The organism is Bradyrhizobium genosp. A, assembly GCF_049949275.1.
Lineage (GTDB): Bacteria > Pseudomonadota > Alphaproteobacteria > Rhizobiales > Xanthobacteraceae > Bradyrhizobium.
Genome location: NZ_CP188196.1, coordinates 108,163 through 129,176 on the forward strand (window position 1 = coordinate 108,163; position 21,014 = coordinate 129,176).

Genomic DNA, 21,014 nt, shown 5'->3' on the forward strand with positions numbered 1-21,014 from the left:
CGCCCATTTGACGACTTCCCTTTTGGCAGCGCTTGCTGCCTTCGCTTCGGCCGCTTACACAGTCATGTGAACGTCATATGGCGCTGCTAGCGCAAGCGATCTTTTTGACGGCCAAGGGACGGCCAAGGGAGGTTTACTTGATGGCTCTTCGACATTTTGGGGCGGCTGCCGCTTTTGCGGTCACGGTTGGCATGACGGCTTCGCCGGCGCTGGCTGCGACTGAAATCCAGTGGTGGCACGCGATGACCGGCGCCAACAACGACGTCATCGTCAAGCTCGCCAACGACTTCAATGCGTCGCAGAGCGACTACAAGGTCATCCCGACCTACAAGGGCAACTATGCCGACACGATGAACGCTGGCATCGCGGCCTTCCGCGCCGGCAACGCCCCGCACATCATGCAGGTGTTCGAAGTCGGCACCGCGACCATGATGGCCGCGACCGGCGCCGTGAAGCCCGTCTACAAGCTGATGGCCGAGGCCGGCGAGAAATTCGATCCCAAGATCTACCTTCCCGCGATCACCGGCTACTATTCGACCTCGAAGGGCGAGATGCTGTCCTTCCCCTTCAACTCGTCGTCGACCGTGATGTGGGTGAACCTCGACGAGCTGAAGAAGGCAAATGTCGAGATCCCCAAGACCTGGCCTGAGACCTTCGAAGCTGCCAAGAAGCTCCACGCCAACGGCCACGCCACCTGCGGCTTCTCCGGCTCGTGGATCACCTGGGTCAATCTCGAGCAGCTCTCCGCCTGGCACAACGTGCCGCTCGCCAGCAAGGCCAACGGCCTCGACGGCTTCGACACCGTGCTGGAGTTCAACGGCCCGCTGCAGGTCAAGCATCTCGAAAACCTGGTCGAGCTCCAGAAGGACAAGACCTACGACTACGCCGGCCGCACCAACACCGGCGAAGGCCGCTTCACCTCGGGCGAATGCCCGATCTACCTGACCTCGTCGGCCTTCTTCGGCAACGTCAAGGCGCAGGCCAAGTTCAACTTCACCGCCGTGCCGATGCCCTATTATCCGGATGCCAAAGGCGCGCCGCAGAACTCGATCATCGGCGGCGCCTCGCTCTGGGTGATGGGCGGCAAGTCGGCCGACGACTACAAGGGCGTTGCAAAATTCCTGACCTTCCTCTCTGACACCGATCGTCAGGTCTACATCCACAAGGCCTCGGGCTATCTGCCGATCACCAAGGCCGCCTATGACAAGGCCAAGGCCGAGGGCTTCTACAAGGATCAGCCCTATCTCGAGACCCCGCTGCTCGAGCTGACCAACAAGGAGCCGACCGAGAACTCCCGCGGTCTGCGCCTCGGCAACATGGTTCAGCTGCGTGATGTCTGGTCGGAAGAAATCGAGCAGGCGCTGGCCGGCAAGAAGACAGCCAAGCAGGCGCTGGATGCGGCTGTCGAGCGCGGCAACACGATGCTGCGCCAGTTCGAAAAGACCGCCGTAAAGTAAGGCGAAGGCGCCGGCAGGCCGCACGATGAGCGGCCTGCCGGCGTCACCCCCATCATGCAAAAGCAAGCCATTTTCCAATCAAAGCTGTTGCCCTACGCGCTGGTTGCCCCGCAACTCGCGATCGTCCTGATTTTCTTCTATTGGCCGGCCTTGCAGGCGGTGATCCAGTCCTTCCTGCTGCAGGACGCCTTCGGTCTTTCGTCGAACTTCGTCTGGTTCGACAACTACATTGAGCTGTTCAGGGACCCCGCTTATTTCGAAGCGATCGTCCGGACCTTCTTCTTCTCGTTCGCGATCGCGGTGTCGTCGCTGTCCTTCGCGCTGCTGCTCGCCGTGATGGCCGACAAGCCGCTGCGCGGCTCGATGCTCTACCGCACGCTGCTGATCTGGCCCTATGCCGTGGCGCCGCCCGTCGTCGGCGTGCTCTGGATCTTCATGCTGCATCCCTCGCTCGGCGTGCTCGCGCGTTACCTGCGCGCCGCCGGCATCGACTGGAATCCGCTGCTCGACGGCAACCAGGCCGCTGCGCTGATCATCCTCGCGGCCGCCTGGAAGCAGATCTCCTATAACTTCCTGTTCTTCCTCGCCGGCCTGCAAGCCATTCCGAAAAGCGTGTTCGAGGCCGCCGCGATCGACGGCGCGCGCCCGATGCGGCGGTTCTGGACCGTGACCTTCCCGCTGCTGTCGCCGACCATCTTCTTCCTGCTGGTCGTCAATATCGTCTACGCCTTCTTCGACACGTTCGGCATCATCGACACCATGACGCGCGGCGGTCCGGGAACGTCGACGGTGACGCTGGTCTACAAGGTCTATTCCGACGGCCTGCTCGGCGGCAATCTCGGCAGCTCCGCGGCGCAATCGGTGATCCTGATGGTCATGGTCATCGTGCTCACGGGAATCCAGTTCCGCTTCGTCGAACGCAAGGTGACCTACTGATGGTCGAAGACGAAGGCTTTCGGCGCTACGTCGCCCACTTCATTCTCTGGATCGGGATCGCGATCGTCGCGTTCCCCGTCTACATCGCGATCGTCGCCTCGACCCAGGACAACGCGCTGATCGCGAACGGACAGATGTCGCTGCTGCCGGGCGGGCATCTCTTCGAAGTCTACTACCAGACCATTTTCGTGGGCACGAGCGGCTCGACCCGCGAGCCGGTCTACAACATGATGCTGAACTCGCTGGTGATGGCGCTGTTGATCGCAGTCGGCAAGATCGCGATCTCGATCATCTCGGCCTATGGGATCGTCTATTTCCGCTTTCCGTTCCGGATGCCGATCTTCTGGATCATCTTCATCACGCTGATGCTGCCGGTCGAGGTGCGCATCTATCCGACCTACAAGATCGTCGCCGATTTGCACATGCTCGACAGCTATGCCGGCCTCGCGCTGCCGCTGATCGCATCCGCCACCGCGACGCTGTTGTTCCGGCAATTCTTCATGACCGTGCCGGATGAATTGCTGGAAGCCTCGCGCATCGACGGCGCCGGTCCGTTGCGCTTCTTCTGGGATACGCTGCTGCCGCTGTCGCGCACCAACATGGCGGCGCTGTTCGTGATCCTCTTCATCCTCGGCTGGAATCAATATCTCTGGCCGCTCTTGATCACCACGCGCGACGACATGCAGACCATCCAGGTCGGCATCCGCAAGATGATCACCACCACCGACGCGCTGACCGAATGGCCGGTCGTGATGGCGACCGCCGTGCTGGCCATGCTGCCCCCCGTGTTCGTCGTCGTCGCCATGCAGAAATTGTTCGTGCGCGGTCTGGTCGAGACGGAGAAGTAGAGAGTTATGGCCAACGTCACGCTGCGCAACGTCCGCAAGACTTATACCGGCGGCTTCGAGGCCATCAAAGGCGTCAACGTCGATGTCGGCGACGGCCAGTTCTGCGTACTGGTTGGCCCCTCCGGCTGCGGCAAGTCGACGCTGCTCCGTATGGTCGCGGGGCTGGAGACCGTCACCGGCGGCGAGATCGACATCGGCGGCCGAATCGTCAACCAGGTCGAGCCCGCCGATCGCGACATCGCGATGGTGTTCCAGAATTACGCGCTCTATCCGCATATGAGCGTCTTCAACAACATGGCATACGGCCTGCGCAATCGCGGCATGAAGGAAGCCGAGGTCAAGACCCGCGTCGAGGAAGCCGCGCGCGTGCTCGAGCTCGCGCCCATGCTGGAGCGCAAGCCGCGCCAGCTCTCCGGCGGCCAGCGCCAGCGCGTCGCCATGGGACGCGCCATCGTGCGCCAGCCAAAAGTGTTCCTGTTCGACGAGCCGCTCTCCAACCTCGACGCCAAGCTGCGCATCGCGATGCGCGTCGAGATCCGCAAATTGCAGCGTCGACTCAACACGACGTCGATCTACGTCACCCACGACCAGCTCGAGGCGATGACGCTCGCCGACGTCCTGGTCGTGATGAACGGCGGCCAGGTCGAGCAGGTCGGCAATCCGCTGGCGATCTACGAGAAGCCGGCAACGACCTTCGTCGCCTCCTTCATCGGGGCACCGCCGATGAACCTGATGTCGACGCGCACCGAGGAGATCAAGTCGCAGCTCGGCGGCAGCGCAACTGAGGCCGGCATCCTCGGCATCCGTCCGGAAGATTTTGTCATCACCGACCAGACGCCTGCCGGCGGCGTCGCATTGCCGCTCACCGTGGAAGCGATCGAACGTGTCGGCGCCGAAACTTTTATTTACGGCTCGCGCGCCCAGGACGAGCAGCGTGTCGCCGCCACGCCGGGCGAGCTGCCACCCGGCGAGGTGATCGTCCGCATCCCCGGAACCGAAGCCCCCGCTATCGGTGAGAGGATCCGTGTCGCCTCCGTGCGCCCAAAGCTGCACCTGTTCAGCGGCGACGGGCGGACGCGGATCGAGGCCTGACCGGTTCCGAAAGGTCCGGCCGACAAGAAACCCGAAAACAACCCCATGCACAGTAGAGGGGGTCTGTTTTCATTGGATAAATCGCCCCGCAGATTCGTCATGGCCGGGCGACCGCGGAAGCAGTGAATCCAAAGCCCTCCGCTACGTGCTTGAACCCGCACGGGGATATGCCCATATTGCTGACCAAGGGGCGCCGGTTCCGGGCCCTGAAATGCCAAAGTCGCTTCGAGAGGACTTTGTAAACTATGTCTCGTGTTCCCACGCTTTCCAGTCCGTTCCTTTTGGGCTTCGACGAGATCGAGCGCGTGCTCGGTCGCGTCGTCAAAGGCGCCGACGGTTATCCTCCCTACAATATCGAGAGGTGCGACCGGTCGGACGGCCAGCCCGAGCGGCTGCGCATCACGCTGGCGGTCGCCGGATTCACCCGCGACCAACTCGATGTAAGCATTGAGGAAAACCAGCTCGTGATCCGCGGACGGCAGCAGGACGACAAGACCCGGCAATACATCCATCGCGGCATCGCCGCGCGCCACTTCCAGCGCACCTTCGTGCTGGCGGAGGGGATGCTGGTGCTGGGTGCGGATCTGAAGAACGGGCTGTTGTCGGTCGATCTTGCCCGGCCTGAACCGGAGAGGATCGTTAAGACAATCGCTATCAATGAGCACGAATAATGGAACGAGTAGCGGACTCGACCGCTTAGTTTCGAGAGAGGAGTCGAGACCATGAGTGAAGGTCATGTTGCGTTCGAATACGAAGCCAAGGCCGTCTCGCCCGAGACGCTGGCAACCCTCGGCGAAGGCCATATCGCCTATGTGAAGCAGATCCGCTCCGAGGATGTGCCCGGCCTGTTTCCCGAGGCGCCGAAAATTGCGCCCGGCCTCAAGCTGTTCGCGCTCCATTCCGCCGACGGCACGCCGATCATGCTGACCGACAGCCGCGAAGCCGCAGTCGCCAACGCCTGGAGCAACGAGCTGCAAGCCGTGAGCGTGCACTGAGCGCGCGCGCGTCGCAGGAATAGAGTTTCAAACGGGCATGCCTTCGCACGAAGACGTGCCCGTTTGTTTTGGACACGCACTTTTTCCAGAATTGAGGCCGCTTCAGATTGCCTCGATCGGGTCGCGGGCCCTTCAGCCTCTGCCGGTTGCGGGGGAGGAAGGCGCGAAGCGCTTCACCGCCTCAATGCGATTGCCACCTTCAACACCGGCTCTTACCGAGAGCTTGGGCGCATAGTACCTTGAAAACCTATGCGCCATAGTCCTGTCGCAGGAGAGGACTCAACTGAGGCGCCTCTACTGGCAAACAACGATGGGATGTGCGCGAGGGAATGGAGAGCCTTGATGAGCGCTGAAGACCACCTTGCTTCCGACCTGAGCCCTCAAATATCCGTAAAGACTGTCCTTGTGATAGAAGATTTTCTCGCCACTCGACGACCTTACGAAGCCGGTTGACCACTTTACCTCGCTGACGACTCCAAACTCACGGGGCGCGAAATGGAAGCACAACTCTTCGCAAGAGCGCACAAGGTCTGCGGCTTGCGGTCTTTGCGTCTTGTCGTGGACGAGACATTTCTCAATGATAGCAGTGAGGGAATTTGAGAGTGGCGCGAATTGCGCTTTTCCAGTCAGGAAATTAGGCCATACGAGCGGTTGCCTCTTCTCAACGTTTACCGGCACCATCATGCCCTCTCCGAAGGGATAGACTCCGGTCATTAGTCGGAACATGAGCGCCCCAAGGGACCAGATATCGGCCTCGCTTCCAACATGATCTCCCGGCTTTCGAAAAATCATCTCGGGTGCCATATACGGTAGGGCGCCTTTCACTGTTCCAGATGTCGAACGCGTCAAGTCTCCGCTCTTTGCGACTTCCTCAAAGAGTTCATCCGCCAGAGTCGCAATGCCGAAATCTGTTATTTTGACCGAAGAGAGGCCCGCACCCACGAGGATGTTGCTAGGCTTTAGGTCGCGGTGTGCTACCTGAGCATGATGCGATGCTGCTAATCCCTTAGAAATTCGGAGCATCAAATAAGCCGCCAAGTGCGGATCAATTTGAGGAAAGACGTCCAGTGTCGCGGCTTCTAAAGTCGTGCCTTCAACGTACTCCTCAATGAGATAGCATGCGTTCCCAACCTCGAAGTAATCAAACGTCTTGGCGACATTGTAATTGTTGATCCGCGCGGACAAGACAGCACTCTTTTTGAACCTCTTATTCGCTTGCCCAGCTTGCGGTGTCTTCAGGGCGACTATCTCGCCTGTCAGCTTGTCGTTTGCCTTATAGACATCCTGCATGCCGCCGGAGGCCACGTAAGAAATAATTTCGTATCGTGAAGCCAGCTCAGTCCCGGGCTCAATCATGCCATGACCTCTGGATTGGATATGTCGAAAGTAACGAAGGCCCTTGGCGCTGAAGAGCCGATAGTTATAACACACGCTGACAGCATAGACATGCCTACCGTCGCTCTCGCATTGTTCACGTAAACATCGCCCGTGAGCGCAGTAATCTTGAACTCATACCCGTCGTATCTGATTGAGAGGCTTCCTTGATTTTGGAAAGCCAGATTGACCGTGCGCTTAGACGCGTTCAGTTCATGAGCATTTGTCTGTGTTCCCAAGCGAGCGCGGTGCTTGTCGCGGAGTAGATCGCGGCCTAACAGCTTCGCAACATCCGACATCGAAGGGCGGCTTGCCGGAGAAAGATCGAGACACGCTTCAAGGGTCCGTGCCAACTCTGGATTTAGTGTGGGTTGGGCTGCGATAATTGACCCAGGCACGATTGCTTTTGGCTTCTCATTGTGCGGCTGAATCCCAAGAAGGGCGAGCGCAGTACGGGCGAAAGCAAAGGAGTCGATGGAGGATGTAAACGAGATCGTTTTTGTACCGAATAGCTCCGGCGCCATGTAACCTATGGTGCCAGCTATGCTCTTTGTTTTATCGTCCTTTCCCGCCTCTCTCGCGAGCCCGAAGTCAAAAATCTTGATAATCCCGTTGCCGTCACGCCGTATATTCTGAGGCTTGATGTCACGGTGAATTACTCCCGCAGCGTGAATCTCAGAAATTCCTGTAGCGATCTGCCACAATGTTTTTTGATAGTTCTCACCTGGAGAGAACTTGAGCTTGTCCAGGTCGGTGCCGGAGATGTGCTCCAGCACGAGGCAGCGTATGTCTTGACCGTTCCACGTGAACGACACCACGTCCAACAATTGAACTACGTGCTTCGAACGCAGTCGTATGAGTGCCTTTTGTTCGTCTAACAGGCGCGGAAGGTCAGACTGCTTAAGAACACGTTTGAGCATTACTTTGCGAGATAGGTTTTTATCCTCGCACTCGTTCAGTTCGCCCATTCCTCCCCATACGGCATTTCCTGTCGGCTCATACCGGTTAGCTATCAGCGGCATCCTCACCCTCATCGGAGGAAATCTTGATTTCGAGCTGATCTCCTTGAGCAGCCTTTTTCGAAAGCCTGATCTTTCGCTTGCCTACGGTTCGCGGCTTTGCCGCGACTGGTCGGTCCTGCTCGTCGGTTGCTGTTTGGCTAGGCGGAGAATCTGACGTGGGCGCCTTGGTCTCAAAACGTTGCAGGTGCAGCTGAGAGTGCCCGCTCCAAACCGTGGGGAGCGAGCCACTTTCCCGGCCGAGCTTATTCATGAGGTTCGATAAGGTGAGCGCCGCAACGGATGCATTGTCGGGACCGCCTAACCAACGGGCCAGCGCCAGCAGTCGGTCAGTGGCGCGGAGCGGTTCTGTTGCGTGGACCAATAGCTGCTCGAATATTTTCTCGTCAAAGTAATGAGCACCGTCCGAAGTTATAAAGAAGGAGTCTGACCCTGGAGGGACATGCTGGACGTTGGGGACCAATGATTTGCCGATGCCGATGAACTGAACAAGTCCTCGGTCTGCGCCACCGAACGCCTCTTTTAGATTGTCATCCACCGTTAGACGGCGCAATCTTGTCCACTCGGCGTCCAGCGCGTAAACACGGCTGTCGCCTACGTTGGAGACGTAAACGGAATTGCTGCCTTCAATCAGAATGGCTGATAGCGTAGCCCCGCCGCGACCTTGCCACTGTCTATGGACCGCCTCATTCGCCACATTAGTCGACATATGGAGTCTGCGTTGGGGCTCTATCTCCGATGCAGCGATTAATGAAGAGAAGAAGGCCGCAATTGTAACGGTCGCGCAGGGTCCGCCATCCTTCATCCCGCCCATGCCGTCGCTAAGGGCGAAGCATACAAACGGCCTGGGCCCGTCTGAAACCCGCAGCACAGCTACGCGGTCCTGATTTTCGGTTCGCAGCACGCCTACGTCGCTCGCAATTATCGCCTTGTCGTCGAACAGCGTCTGACGCGACCGGTTAAGCACGGTCCCGTGCATCCACTCTGCTAGGAGGGCAAATTGATCAGGAATGGCACTCTCCCGCTAGAGTTGTTGTAGAATCGATCACATCTTCCCCGCAAGTTGCAATGGGCATACGCTTCGTTGTGGATTAGGCGAATGCCAGCTGCGCTCCACAATATACAATAAACCCAAACAGAATCATATATTTGTAGGGATTAGATGGCTCGAAATTACCACGCTTGCTGGTCTCCATTCCCGCAGGAAATACGTCTGTTGCCGGCTCGAGGCCACGCAATTCAGCGATCTTTTCGTGAATTTTGGCAGGTGTCTCAATGACAATACTTACCCTGACGGCACAGCAAGACCACCTGGAAAAGGTGGCGAAAACCCGCGATCCGATAAAGGCAATTTCTGAGTTTGTCTGGAATGGTTTGGATGCCAATGCGACGAATGTGGTAGTGAGCTTCGCGTTCAACGCCCTCGGCGGCATCGAATCGATAAGTATTCTCGACGATGGGGCAGGCATAACGCCTGTCCGCGCGAATAAGGATTTTTCCAACCTCGGCGACTCATGGAAAAAGGATGCTTCTCGTCAACGGGCACAGCGGGCCCTACACGGCAAGGAAGGTCGAGGTAGACTCCGTTTCTATTCGCTGGCGCAACAGGCTGTTTGGCACTCGACGTTCGAGGCCGATGGAAAGCTATCTGATCTCCGCATTGAAATCCGATCTGACACTCTCGGACAGTCGGCGGTCTCAGACGTGCTCCCGCCCTCGGAAGATCACACGGGTACACGTGTGGTGCTCTCCAATCTAAAGGAAACCTTTGACTGGCTTGCATCAAGGAACGCCTTCTTGCAGCTAAGTACAGTCTTCGCCCCGTACCTCCTGCGATATCCATCCGTTTCGATCTCGTACAATGGCGAGAAGATACGGCCTGCTGATACAATTGCCGCGTCCTACGATTTTCCGACTGAGACGATTGTCTGCCCTCATCGTACAGTCCGTGATTTGTCGATTTCAGTAGTTGAGTGGAATTCGCACGTCGAGAGCCGTCGCATACATTTGGGAGGCGAGAACGGGATTGTACTTGGTTCGCAGCCTGCCAACGTGGTTGCACCGGGATTTGAATATTCGGCCTACGCCTATTCCTCTTTCTTCCAAGAGATCGCGGACGCCAATCTTCTTGAGTTGGACGATCTTACTGACCCGGATTTCTCGTACCTGATAACCTACATACGGGACGCACTTACGGATTATTTCCGCCGGAGGCAGGCAGATCGCTCGAAGGGTCTCATCGAAGAGCTTAGGGCAGAAGGAGCATACCCGTACGACGGCGAGCCGCGAGACGAAATCGAAAGAAAAGAACGGCAGGTTTTCGAAATCGCTACCTACGCGGTGTCCTCTTATTCGAGAGATTTCACTAGAGCCGACACCTCGCTGAGGAAGATGACACTCACTTTCCTCAAAGAAGCCATCAGGCACAATCCTGATTCCCTATCCACAATTTTGCGTGCGGTCGTGAACCTGCCGAAAACGAGACAGGACGAGTTCTCGTCTCTCCTGGAAAAGACCCAGCTCGGAAATATCATTACTGCTTCTAGTTTGATAGCGGACCGCGTAGTGGCACTGGAGGTTCTGAAGGGGATGGTGTTCAATCCCGACTATCGACACACCATTAGGGAGCGTGGCGAACTCGATGTCGTCATTCGAGACAATACGTGGATGTTCGGGGAGCGGTTTCATATCGCGTTGTCGGAGATAGGGCTCACCCGCGTAATGGAGCGAGTATCGCAAGAGCTTGGTAGCAAGGTTCCAAAAAAGCGAGTCAGGAAAGCAGACGGGGCCTCCGCTCGGTTAGATAATTTCTTGGGGCGAGTAGTGCCGCACCCTGACCAAACCAAGCGCGAGTTTATGGTGATTGAATTGAAGCGGCCGTCCCTAAGAGTTGGGCGGGCAGAGCTCGACCAGTTAGAAGACTACGTAAATGCGCTGATGACTCAGCCAGACTACTCCCACACAGATACGCAGTGGACGTTCTTTCTTGTCACGGGGGAATATGATTCTTCCATCACCCCTAGAATAACGCAAAAAGACCGGCCAATTGGCTTATTCTTGAAGACGGCAAATTCCGAAGTGTGGGTCAAAACCTGGGCCGAACTCATCCGCGATTGCGACGCGCGGCTCCATTTCATTCAGGACAAGCTGAGAGTCGAAGTGTCTGCCCAGGAAATCGATTCGAAGATCGCGGCACTTCGTGCGTCGGTTTTGAAAGAGGATCGGTCTGTACCCTCTCGCTTCTCAAGGCAGGCGCGGGGGTCGAAGGAAGTTGACAAACATCCGTAGAGAACTCGAAGGAACGAGAGCGCATCCGCTGTTCGGGTGCTGTTGCTCCAGCAGCAGTGACCGCCGGCACTCCCGGGCTCCAAAAAGAAACAAGACCGTAGCAACGTTGAGCGCCTTTGCTAGTCGCCTGAGCGACCCGCCAGCCGCGCACGAATATCCGGCTTCAGCACCTTGCCGACCTTGGAGCGCGGCAGATCGTCCCAGACTTCGATCTGCTTCGGTGTCTTGACGCTGCCGATCCGCAGCTTGACGAAGGCCGCCAGCGCCGTCGCATCGACGCTTTGGCCGGCGCGGGGCTGCACCACGGCGACGATCCGCTCACCCCATTTCTCGTCCGCCAGCCCGATCACGGCGCAATCCTGCACCGCTTCATGCGCCCGCAGCGCGTTCTCGACCTCGATCGAGTAGACGTTGAACCCGCCGGTGATGATCATGTCCTTGGCGCGATCGACGATGTAGAGGTAGCCGTCGTCGTCAATATAGCCGATGTCGCCGGTGTGGTGCCAGCCATGCGCGGAGGCCTCAGCCGTAGCCTCGGGATTTTTGTAATAGCCCTCCATCACCAGCGAACCGCGGACCACGATCTCGCCGCGTGCGCCGGTCGGCAGCAAATTGCCGTCGCCATCCATGATGCCGGCCTGCACCAGCGGGCTGATCCGCCCGGCCGAGGCGAGACGCTCCATCGCGATCGTGCCGTCGGCATTGTAATGCTCGTCCGGCGCCATCATCGAGATCATCATTGGCGCTTCGGTCTGACCGAACAACTGCGCCATCGGCCCGATGCGCTGGAGCGCCTCCGCAAGCCGCGCGGCCGAGATCGGCGCCGCGCCGTACCAGAAGCATTGCAGCGACCCGAGCATCGCGGAGTCGAGCTTCGGATGATCGAGCAGCATGTAGATCACGGTCGGCGGCAGGAAGGTGTGCGTGACGCGATAGCGCTCGATCAGATCGAGGAATTCGGCAATGTCGGGGTGATGCATGATCACGATGCGCCCGCCGAGCGCCATGATCGGGAAACACAGCACGCCGGCCGCGTGAGTCAGCGGCGCGAGCGCGAGATAGATCGGACGGCCCTTGAAGGGATAGCCCATCAGCGTCAGCGCCGTCATCGCCTCGATATTGCGGCCCGACAGCATGACCCCCTTCGGCTTGCCGGTGGTGCCGCCGGTGCCGGGAATCATCGCGAGACCGTCGACCGTCTCGCGTTGATAGTGGTCGTCGGCGAGGCCGGCGAGCCAGCTGTCGAACGATGGCGCGAAGGATAATTCGGCATCGAGGCAGACGAGGGCGCGCAACTTCGGCAGCTCTGCACGCACCGCCTCGACCATCGGCGCGAAGCTTGAATGAAACAGCAGCAGGCTGCAGTCGAATTGGTCGAGTATGATCCGGTTTTCGGCCGCCTCGTTGCGCGGATTGATCGGGCACCAGACCGAACCGGCGCGGGAAATGCCGAACACGCAGGCAAACGCGACCGGATCGTTGCCGGAGAGGATTGCTATCTTCTCGCCGGCAGCAATCCCCGATCGCACGAGCCCGCGCGCGACCCGGTAGCTCAGCCGCTGCACCTCGCGATAGCTGAGATCGCGCCCGTCCATGGTCAGGCACGGCGCATCGGCGCCGAGCGAGGCGCCTTTGTCGAGGTAATCGATGAAGCGCATGATCAATCCCCGAAACGGCTGGCGGGTGACGCGCGACCGCGCCACCCGCGATTGTCGTCAGTCATGCACGGTGAGGATCGGCTTGCTGACCAGCCCGAAGCTGCGCAGCTGGCCGAGCAGTTCGTGGTGACCGAATGCCTGGCAGCCGGAGGCGAAGCCGACGCGCTTCGGCGGCTGCTGCAGCAGGTGCGCCGCGGCATAGGCCTGCAGCAAGCCGGTCTGCTTGTAGTTGCTGTTGCCGTTGATGACGCAGTGCGCGCGCCCCAACGGGCCGGAGGCATGCACCGAATCCATCGACTTGTTGACGCGCGGGTTCTCGCGCGGCGGCATGGTGTTCATCACGCCGGCCGCAGTCTGCGCCAACGCTGCGTAGCGGTCGTCGGGGTTCATGTCCTTGGTCGCCTCCAGCGCGGCGGCGACGATCTGCGGCACGCCCAGCATCAGCGCGCGGTTGAACACGCCGCCCAGCACCTTCACGTTGGCCACGCGCGGATCGCGCTTGAACCACACCGGATGCGAGGTGCCGCCCCAGGGCAGCGCCAGCGCCAATTCGTGCTGGCCGGGGATGGCGAGGTTGTAGAGGCCGGCATCGGGCTGATGCTCGACGTATTTGTTCTGCTCCAGGTAGTAGGCCTTGGCCATCGCGGCGTTGACCAGGATGGTCTGTGTCGATGCGATGGTCGGGCTGCCACCCCAGAACACGGCGATATCCAACGTGTCGAGACCGGGCGTCTCCAGGCACAGCTGCGCGGCGATCTCGCCGGTGGTGTACATCTGCGCGATGCCCGGCGCCAACAGCAGGCCTGCATTGGCGAACTTCGTGCCCCACTCCTGCTCGAGCGTGATCAGCCAGTCCTGCTCGCCGGTAGTGTCGGTGTAGTGGCATCTGGAAGCCCAGCAGGCCTGCACCACCTCGCCGCCGAACTTGGCGAAGGGGCCTACTGTGTTGAGCACCACTGAGGCGCCGTTGAACAACTCCGTCAGCGCGCTCACGGTGTGCGGTACTTCCACCACCTCGTAGTCGGCGGTCTCGATGCCGGCCACGTTCGCCTTCATTGCAGCGTTGAGCTTCTCGGCGCTGCGGCCTGCGGCGATGAAGGGGATGTTGTACTCACGCAGATATTCGCAGACCAGCCGGCCAGTGTAGCCGGACGCGCCATAGACGATGACGGGCTTCTTCGCACTCATATCGTATCCTCCCAATTGATTCTTGGTTCCGGTCGCAGGTCACATGCCCATGCCACCATCGACCGGCAGTCCGATGCCGGTGATGAAACGCGCCTCGTTCGAGCACAGGAACACCGCGGCATCGCCAATGTCCGTGACCTCGGCGAGACGGCCGAGCGGGGTTTGCTCCACCACCGAGCCGACCGCGGCGTTGACGTCAGGCGCGAGCCCGACCTTGACGATGTCGTTGGCGAGCTGCATGCCCATGTCGGTCGGGATCAGGCCGGGATAGATGCAGTTCACGCGCACGCCGAAACCGAGCTTGCCGGCTTCCATCGCTCCGACTCGCGTCATGCGGTCGACCGCGGATTTGGTGCCCGAATAGACCGCGATACTCGGGAAGGCGATCGTTGCCGCAACCGAGGCGATGTTGACGACGGCGCCGCCCTTGCCGGCCGGCCCGCCCGGGCGCATGGCGCGGAAGGCGTGCTTCATGCCGAGCACGGTGCCGACGATATTGACGTCGCACATCCGCCGCGCGTCCTCGGCCTTGACCTCGGATATCAGCGACGTGATCTCGATGCCGGCATTGTTGATCAGAATGTCGTAGCCGCCGAGGGTTGCGACCGTCGCGGCAACCGCCCGCTCCCATTGAGCGTCGTCGGTGACGTCGAGCTGGACGAAGCCCGTCGCAACATCTTCCTTCGCGATCGCGGCTGCGCTGGCGCGGCCGGCCTCCTCCAGGATGTCGGCGATCATGATCGAGGCGCCGGCTCGCGCCAATGCCTGCGCGATGGCCGCGCCGATTCCTCTAGCACCACCGGTGACCAGGGCTTTCCTGCCTGCAAGGCTCTTCCCACTCATGACGCACTCCTCCGTTGCTGGTGATTGATCGATTCGTGCTGCGCCAATCGGCGCGCACCAGGTCGATGGGCGCAGGCCTTTCGGCGGCACCCAGCGAAGCGTTCCTCCATGGTCGGACGTCTTGACGACTGTCCAAATTCTTGGTGCGAACCTCCGCCAGAATCTTGACACTTGTCAAGAACGAATTTGACAGTCGTCAAGGGAAGTGGTTGTGAGGGGATGGAGCATTCCGCGGTCGACGCGGTATAAGTCCTTGAACGAACGGGACTGAGGAAGGGACGAGATGGCGCGGCAGGTGACGGGGGCGGCCCGGCGTGTGGCCGATGCGGCCGAGGTGCTGCGCGACGAGAAGTTCAACGCGCGACGCGTCGAGCTTGCCGAGGCCGCGCTCGAAACGCTTGGAGAGCTCGGCTTCGCGCGCACCAGCCTGCGCGAAATCGCGCAGAACTCGGCGTTCACGCACGGCGTGTTCCACTATTATTTCAGCGACAAGCTCGACCTGATCTGCTGCTGCGTCCGCCACTACAAGGCGAAGTGCGTGACGCGATATGACGATGTCGTCGTGACAGCAACGAGCCGCGACGAATTGACGGAGGGTTTCCTCGCCAAGCTCGCAGCAACGCTGCAGAACGAAGCCCGTATGCACCGGCTTTGGTACGACCTGCGCTCGCAGGCGATGTTCGAGGCGGCGTTTCGCAAGGATGTACTCGAGATCGACAAGAGCCTGGAGGCAATGATCTGGCGCATCGCCTCCCGCTATGCCGAGCTCGGCGGCAAGCGGCCGGCGTCGTCGCCAGCCGCGCTCTATGCGCTGTTCGACGGTCTATTCCAGAGCGCGCTGCTCAAGCACCTCGCGGGTGACAAGACCGCGATTCCTGAACTGCTCGACGAAGTCAGGCGCCTGCTGCCGACGGTCTGCTGAAGGGCGCGAGCGGCGCCGGCGGAGATTATAAGGCGCGCCCGCTTCATTTTGAGAGATGATGTTTCCGCGTCGTCATTGCGAGGAGCACTTGCGACGAAGCAATCCAGAGTGCTTCCGCGGAAAGATTCTGGATTGCTTCGCTGCGCTCGCAATGACGGCGTGTGAGGCTACAGCGCACTCACTCTCGTGTCCCGGACGCGACGCAGCGCGAAGCGTTGCGGCGCAGAGCCGGGACCCAGAAAGCAACACGGTACAATGCGGCGAGATGGGCCCCGGCTCTGCAGCGCACCGCTGAAGAAGCGCTGCGCTGCGTCCGGGGCACGACAGCGAATTGCGGACGATCAAGCCGCGGTCGCCGGCGGCAGCGCCAGCACCGAATAGATCGCCTGCGCGTCGCGCGAGGCGCGGAGTTTTTTGGCGATGTCCTGGTCGCGGAGCAGGCGGGCGATGCGGGCGAGCGCCTTCAGATGATCGGCGCCGGCGCCTTCGGGGGCGAGCAGCAGGAACACCAGATCGACCGGCTGGCCGTCCATCGCCTCGAAATCGATCGGGCGATCGAGCCGGGCGAACAGGCCAAAAATCTTTTCGAGCTTGGGCAGTTTGCCGTGGGGGATGGCGACGCCGTAACCGACCGCGGTGGTGCCGAGCTTCTCGCGCTGGAGCAGCACCTCGAACACGGAGCGCTCGTTCTGCCCGGTCAACTCGGCAGCCCTGGCCGCGAGTTCCTGGAGCGCCTGTTTCTTGCTGTTGACCTTCAATGCCGGAAGTATCGCCTCGGGCGCGACCAGATCGGTAATCGGCATGGAAGTGTTCCGAGGTGAATTAAACCGTCAGGTTCCGAATTGGCCGTCTCGATCAGATCGAGCCCGGCCGGCGTCAAGAAGGTGAAGCAGGAGGCGGACTTAGCCAAGGTCCGGTAAGTCCTGATGTGGGGCGCTTCTACTCCAACGCAATCCCGGTGCCAACTCCCGCGTGCGGCTTTGCCCCGGTCATTGTTAAGGGCTGTGGTTGATACGGGGTGCCCTAGCCGCCCGATTTGGCCCCCGGCGGGTCGATCCAGCCGACATTGCCGTCGGCCCGGCGGTAGATGATGTTCACCCGGCCCGAGGAGCCATGCTGGAATACCAGGCAGGGTGCCCCGCTGAGGTCGAGTTCCATAACGGCCTCGCTGACCGACATTTGCTTCAGCGACGTCGTCGCCTCGGCGATGATCACGGGGCTATAGCCGGTGACCTCATCCTCGTCGTCGCCCTCGCCCGGCGCCTCCAGCACGTAGCTTGTCGCGTCCAGCGCAGCCAGCGCCGCGGAGGCGACATGGGCCTTGCGGGCCGAGCGGTCCTTGAGCCGGCTCTTGTAGCGCTTGAGCCGCTTCTCGATCATGATCAGCGCCTGGTCGGCGCTGGCATAGGCGTCCTGCGCGTTCGAATCGGCTTCCAGCGTAATGCCGGAATCGAGATGCAGCGCACAGTCGGTGCGGAAGCCGAGGCCGTCCTTGGAGAGGGTGATGTGGCCGGAATAATTGCCGTCGAAATATTTACGGAGGACCTCTTCGGTCCGGTCGGTCACGCGGCCGCGAAGGGCCTCGCCGACGCTAACGCTCTTGCCCGAAATCCGAAGAGTCATGTGATGCCTCGCTTGGTTTGAGGGCCTAGCTTGGATCGGTCGCGATGCGGGGGATGAGAGTAGCGCGATTTCGCGCCAGCGCAATCAGGCCGGTTCGGTGTTGCGGGAGCGATCGGACATTGCGGTGGAAAGGACGTTACCAAGAGCGCTCTGCTTGTCGCGGCGGCGTTGCACCGAGGACGGAATGCGCATGGCTTCGCGGTACTTCGCGACCGTGCGGCGGGCAATATCAATGCCCGAAGCGCGCAAGCGTTCCACGATGGTATCATCCGACAGGATCGCGGACGGCGCTTCCGAATCGATCAGCTGCTTGATGTGGTGGCGCACGGCTTCGGCCGAATGCGCCTCGCCGCCGTCGGCCGAAGCGATCGACGCCGTGAAGAAATATTTCAATTCGAATGTGCCGCGATTCGTCGCCATGTATTTGTTGGCGGTCACGCGCGACACCGTGGATTCATGCATCTGGATGGCGTCCGCCACCGCCTTGAGATTCAGCGGCCGCAGATGCGCGACACCATGGGTGAAGAAGCCGTCCTGCTGACGCACGATCTCGGTTGCGACTTTCAGGATGGTGCGGGCGCGCTGGTCGAGCGCGCGCACCAGCCAGGTCGCGTTCTGCAGCGCGTCGGTGAAATACGACTTGTCGCCGTCCTTGCCGATCTTTTTCGACAGCTGGGAATAGTAGGTCTGGTTGACCAGCACGCGCGGCAAGGTGTCGCTGTTGAGCTCAACATGCCAGCCGCCATCGGGACCCGGGCGGACATAGACATCAGGCACCATGGTCTGAAGGCGCGCCGAGCCGAACTTCATGCCGGGCTTGGGATTGAGCCGGCGGATCTCGCCGATCATGTCGGCGATGTCTTCATCGTCGACGGCGCAGAGCTTGCGCAGAGCGGAAACGTCACGCTTGGCGAGGAGATCGAGATGCTCGACCAGCGCCTGCATCGCCGGATCGTAGCGATCGAGCTCGCGAAGCTGGATCGCAAGGCATTCGCTCAGATTGCGCGCACAGACGCCGGGCGGATCGAATTTTTGCAGCACGGCAAGAACGCCCTCGACGTCGGCTTGCGTTGCGCCAAGCCGCTCGGCCGCCTGGCCGAGATCGGGCGGCAGATAACCGGCTTCGTCGACGAGGTCGATCAAATACTGCCCGATCATGCGCTGCGCCGGCCCGGCGAAGGCAACCGAGAGCTGCTCGGCCAGATGATCGCCGAGCGTCATCTCTGCCGCGACAAAGGCTTCGAGATTGTAATCCTCGTCACCGGAGGCGCCGCCGCCCCATTCGGTATAGGTGGTCGGCGCGACGTCCTGCGCGTTGCGCGCCGCCGCCTCGGCGGGCTCCTCGGAGAAGACGTTGTCCAGGCCGGTGTCCAGGGTCTGCTCGATCTCGGCGCGGGTGCCGAGATCCTTGCTCATCCATTCTTCCTGGCCGGGCTCGAACGCGTTGCCGCTGCCGCCAAAGCCGTCATCGGCACCCTGACTGCCTGAATCATCGCCATCGTGGTCGCTGAACTGGCCGGCCTCGGCCGGGGCTTCGACGGGGGCCTCGTCATTGGCCCGCTCCAGCAGGGGATTGCGCTCGAGCTCCTCTTCCACAAAGGTCGTGAGATCGAGATTGGACAATTGCAGCAGCTTGATCGCCTGCATCAGCTGCGGCGTCATGACCAGCGACTGCGATTGCCGGAACTCTAATCTCTGCGAAAGCGCCATCTAACAAGAACCGTTCCCGAAAATTGGTCCGATTCTTGCTTAGCTTAGTCCTGGCCCGATGTACACGCCTTGACGAAATGGAAAAAAGGGCTAGAGGCGGAATTCCTCGCCAAGGTAAAGGCGACGAACATCCGGATCAGCGACGATCTCGTCCGGGCTCCCCTCCGTCAGGATTTCACCGGCATAGACGATATAGGCGCGGTCGGTGAGGCCGAGCGTCTCGCGCACATTGTGGTCGGTGATCAGCACGCCGATGCCGCGATTGGTGAGATGGCGGACCAGGTCCTGAATGTCGCCGACCGCAATCGGATCGATGCCGGCAAAGGGCTCGTCGAGCAGCATGTAGTTCGGACGCGTCGCCAGCGCGCGCGCGATCTCGACGCGGCGGCGCTCACCGCCGGACAGCGCGATCGACGGCGATTTCCGCAGGCGCGTGATGTTGAATTCGTCGAGCAGCGAGTCGAGCTGCTGCTCGCGCTTCTTGCGCGAGGGCTCGACCACTTCGAGCACGGCGCGGATGTTCTGCTCGACGGTGAGGCCGCGGAAGATCGAGGCTTCCTGCGGCAGATAGCCGATGCCGAGCCGCGCGCGCTGATACATCGGCAGCTTGGTGACGTCGTGGCCGTCGAGCTCGATTGCGCCGCGATCGGCCTTGATCAGGCCGGTGATCATGTAGAACACGGTGGTCTTGCCGGCACCGTTCGGGCCGAGCAGGCCGACGGCTTCGCCGCGCCGCACATAGATGCTGACGCCGCGCACCACTTGGCGGCTGCCAAAGCTCTTTTCCACGCTATGCACAGCCAGAAAACCCGGCCGCCGCAACAGCTGTGGCCCCCCCGAGCCGTTGGACTTCGCATTGGTCTTGGCGGCGGGCTTGGCTTTGGGCGGCTGTGCCGCCGCCGGCCGCGGCCGCGGCGGTGCCTCGAGGCCATAGGGGTCGGAGGCCGGCATGGGCTGGTCACGCGCAATCGGCGGCGCATCCCGCACCGGGCTCGCCACCAGGCCACCGACGCTGTCACCGAGCGCGGCGATGTCCTGACGGGCAAATCCTGGCCGGCCGCGCTTGGCGGGGCGCCGACGGAACATGCTGAATAGATCGACCATCCCCGCCTTCTAGCCTTCTAACGATCCTGCGCGGTGCTCGCGCGGTCTGCCGCGCCGGCCTATCGCTTCGCCGACGCAGCATGAATGAAGGGATGTCTCATGCCCAGAGAAACACGCCCGAAAAGCGGCGGGCCCCGCTTCGAAAGCCCTGCGCGCTAGATACAGTCTCGCCGGGCAAGCTTCAACCTCGGATCGGCCGCATCAAGGCCAAGCCATTGAGTTTACTTTTGTTTACTTCCACCCGGCAATTGCAGCGGCGAGCCGGCACCGGGGGCTACCGGCGTCCCGCACTTGCCGTTCTGTCCGCCCTGGGTCTGGATGAACACGCCCTGCACCTTGCCGTCGTCGGCTTCCACGCGCGAAACACCGGTGGTCATGTCGACCATGAGGCGATCTCCGCGCAGCACGTTCTGGCACTGCGTCAGCACCACCCGACCCGAACCGCCAAGCATGGTGATGAGATTGGTCTTGGTGTCGAACACCGCGGTCTCGCCGGTCACCACCTGGTCCTTCTGGGTGACGACGACGTTGCCCCGGGCCTCCAGCCGCTTGATCGAGGAGGCGCCGCCCGGTCCCGGCGTCGCCGACTGCATCGGCGCGGCCTTGGTCGCCTTGGCCCCCTTGGCCGGCTCAGCCTGCGGCGCGGCGGCCTTGTCGCTGCTCGATTCGTAGAACACCACCAGCGTCTTCGAGGTCATGGTGGTGTCGCCCTGCACGACCTTCACATTGCCCGCGAAGGTCGCCTCCTTCTTCTTGTCGCGCATCTCGAGCGAAGCGGCCTCGATCTGGATCGGCTGATCGCGGTTCTGCGAAAAGCCCTGCATCGCATTGGGCACGCCTTGCATCGTGCTTTGCGCGACGGCCGCGCCCGTCGCAATCAGCGCAGCGCCGCCAAGCGCGATGGCCGCGACGATGGCGCGACGCTTGCCGTCGTTGCGCGGAAAAAAATGAGCCATG

19 protein-coding genes are annotated in these 21,014 nt (G+C 61.0%); 8 read left to right on the forward strand and 11 right to left on the reverse strand.

The window, feature by feature from the left end:
• The first annotated feature begins 140 nt into the window (after positions 1-140).
• The 6 genes from ugpB to ACP2YP_RS00500 all read left to right on the forward strand — a co-directional run bounded on the left by ugpB (position 141) and on the right by ACP2YP_RS00500 (position 5,328).
• The gene (gene ugpB / locus ACP2YP_RS00475) at positions 141-1,457 is read left to right on the forward strand and encodes a sn-glycerol-3-phosphate ABC transporter substrate-binding protein UgpB (protein ID WP_426421710.1); all 1,317 of its coding nucleotides are present in this window, start codon (positions 141-143) and stop codon (positions 1,455-1,457) included.
• Between the two features lie 54 nt (positions 1,458-1,511).
• Entirely contained in the window at positions 1,512-2,393 is an 882-nt protein-coding gene (gene ugpA, locus ACP2YP_RS00480; protein WP_426421711.1) for a sn-glycerol-3-phosphate ABC transporter permease UgpA, read from the forward strand.
• Positions 2,393-3,241 carry a sn-glycerol-3-phosphate ABC transporter permease UgpE gene (gene ugpE / locus ACP2YP_RS00485; protein WP_426421712.1) on the forward strand — a complete coding sequence of 283 codons (849 nt, stop codon included), beginning with the start codon at positions 2,393-2,395 and terminating at the stop codon, positions 3,239-3,241. The genes ugpA and ugpE overlap by 1 nt, the downstream gene beginning before the upstream one ends.
• Positions 3,242-3,247: 6 nt before the next feature.
• Positions 3,248-4,333 carry a sn-glycerol-3-phosphate import ATP-binding protein UgpC gene (locus ACP2YP_RS00490; protein ID WP_426421713.1) on the forward strand — a complete coding sequence of 362 codons (1,086 nt, stop codon included), beginning with the start codon at positions 3,248-3,250 and terminating at the stop codon, positions 4,331-4,333.
• A gap of 245 nt (positions 4,334-4,578) precedes the next feature.
• Positions 4,579-5,004, forward strand: coding sequence for an Hsp20 family protein (locus tag ACP2YP_RS00495; RefSeq protein ID WP_426421714.1), 426 nt, complete (start codon positions 4,579-4,581; stop codon positions 5,002-5,004).
• A gap of 51 nt (positions 5,005-5,055) precedes the next feature.
• On the forward strand, positions 5,056-5,328 hold the full coding sequence (locus tag ACP2YP_RS00500) for a DUF1150 family protein (RefSeq protein ID WP_200470844.1): 273 nt from the start codon (positions 5,056-5,058) through the stop codon (positions 5,326-5,328).
• Positions 5,329-5,622: 294 nt separating this feature from the next.
• On the opposite strand, the gene ACP2YP_RS00505 is transcribed toward ACP2YP_RS00500, so the two are convergent.
• The 3 genes from ACP2YP_RS00505 to ACP2YP_RS00515 are packed head-to-tail and all read right to left on the reverse strand — an operon-like array spanning position 5,623 to position 8,700.
• Positions 5,623-6,684 (reverse strand): serine/threonine-protein kinase, encoded by a 1,062-nt coding sequence (locus ACP2YP_RS00505; protein ID WP_426421715.1) that lies wholly within the window; start codon positions 6,682-6,684, stop codon positions 5,623-5,625.
• Complete coding sequence (locus tag ACP2YP_RS00510; protein ID WP_426421716.1) at positions 6,681-7,670, reverse strand: serine/threonine protein kinase; 990 nt, start codon at positions 7,668-7,670, stop codon at positions 6,681-6,683. The genes ACP2YP_RS00505 and ACP2YP_RS00510 overlap by 4 nt, the downstream gene beginning before the upstream one ends.
• 37 nt (positions 7,671-7,707) lie before the next feature.
• The gene (locus ACP2YP_RS00515; RefSeq protein WP_426421717.1) at positions 7,708-8,700 is read right to left on the reverse strand and encodes a PP2C family protein-serine/threonine phosphatase; all 993 of its coding nucleotides are present in this window, start codon (positions 8,698-8,700) and stop codon (positions 7,708-7,710) included.
• A 296-nt stretch (positions 8,701-8,996) separates the two neighbouring features.
• Here ACP2YP_RS00515 and ACP2YP_RS00520 point away from each other — a divergent pair, with 296 nt between their 5' ends.
• Complete coding sequence (locus tag ACP2YP_RS00520; RefSeq protein ID WP_426421718.1) at positions 8,997-11,009, forward strand: ATP-binding protein; 2,013 nt, start codon at positions 8,997-8,999, stop codon at positions 11,007-11,009.
• Positions 11,010-11,128: 119 nt separating this feature from the next.
• Here the strand turns inward: ACP2YP_RS00520 and ACP2YP_RS00525 are convergent, their stop codons facing one another.
• The 3 genes from ACP2YP_RS00525 to ACP2YP_RS00535 are packed head-to-tail and all read right to left on the reverse strand — an operon-like array spanning position 11,129 to position 14,698.
• Positions 11,129-12,667, reverse strand: a complete 1,539-nt coding sequence (locus ACP2YP_RS00525) for an AMP-binding protein (protein ID WP_426421719.1) — start codon at positions 12,665-12,667, stop codon at positions 11,129-11,131.
• A 57-nt stretch (positions 12,668-12,724) separates the two neighbouring features.
• Positions 12,725-13,855: a DUF5938 domain-containing protein gene (locus ACP2YP_RS00530; RefSeq protein WP_426421720.1), complete on the reverse strand. Its 1,131-nt coding sequence runs from the start codon at positions 13,853-13,855 to the stop codon at positions 12,725-12,727.
• A gap of 39 nt (positions 13,856-13,894) precedes the next feature.
• Positions 13,895-14,698: an SDR family NAD(P)-dependent oxidoreductase gene (locus tag ACP2YP_RS00535; RefSeq protein ID WP_426421721.1), complete on the reverse strand. Its 804-nt coding sequence runs from the start codon at positions 14,696-14,698 to the stop codon at positions 13,895-13,897.
• Positions 14,699-14,981: 283 nt separating this feature from the next.
• Between ACP2YP_RS00535 and ACP2YP_RS00540 the strand changes: the two genes are divergently transcribed.
• A complete protein-coding gene (locus ACP2YP_RS00540) occupies positions 14,982-15,620 on the forward strand; it encodes a TetR/AcrR family transcriptional regulator (RefSeq protein ID WP_426421722.1) in 639 nt (212 codons plus the stop codon).
• Positions 15,621-15,961: 341 nt separating this feature from the next.
• On the opposite strand, the gene ptsN is transcribed toward ACP2YP_RS00540, so the two are convergent.
• From ptsN to ACP2YP_RS00565, 5 genes are all read right to left on the reverse strand, one after another.
• A complete protein-coding gene (gene ptsN, locus ACP2YP_RS00545; protein ID WP_014438750.1) occupies positions 15,962-16,423 on the reverse strand; it encodes a PTS IIA-like nitrogen regulatory protein PtsN in 462 nt (153 codons plus the stop codon).
• Between the two features lie 220 nt (positions 16,424-16,643).
• Positions 16,644-17,243, reverse strand: a complete 600-nt coding sequence (hpf, locus tag ACP2YP_RS00550) for a ribosome hibernation-promoting factor, HPF/YfiA family (protein ID WP_426421723.1) — start codon at positions 17,241-17,243, stop codon at positions 16,644-16,646.
• Positions 17,244-17,327: 84 nt separating this feature from the next.
• On the reverse strand, positions 17,328-18,953 hold the full coding sequence (gene rpoN / locus ACP2YP_RS00555) for an RNA polymerase factor sigma-54 (protein ID WP_426421724.1): 1,626 nt from the start codon (positions 18,951-18,953) through the stop codon (positions 17,328-17,330).
• A gap of 90 nt (positions 18,954-19,043) precedes the next feature.
• On the reverse strand, positions 19,044-20,057 hold the full coding sequence (gene lptB / locus ACP2YP_RS00560; protein WP_426421725.1) for an LPS export ABC transporter ATP-binding protein: 1,014 nt from the start codon (positions 20,055-20,057) through the stop codon (positions 19,044-19,046).
• 221 nt (positions 20,058-20,278) lie between these two features.
• Entirely contained in the window at positions 20,279-21,013 is a 735-nt protein-coding gene (locus ACP2YP_RS00565) for an LptA/OstA family protein (protein ID WP_426421726.1), read from the reverse strand.
• Position 21,014 lies beyond the last annotated feature (1 nt).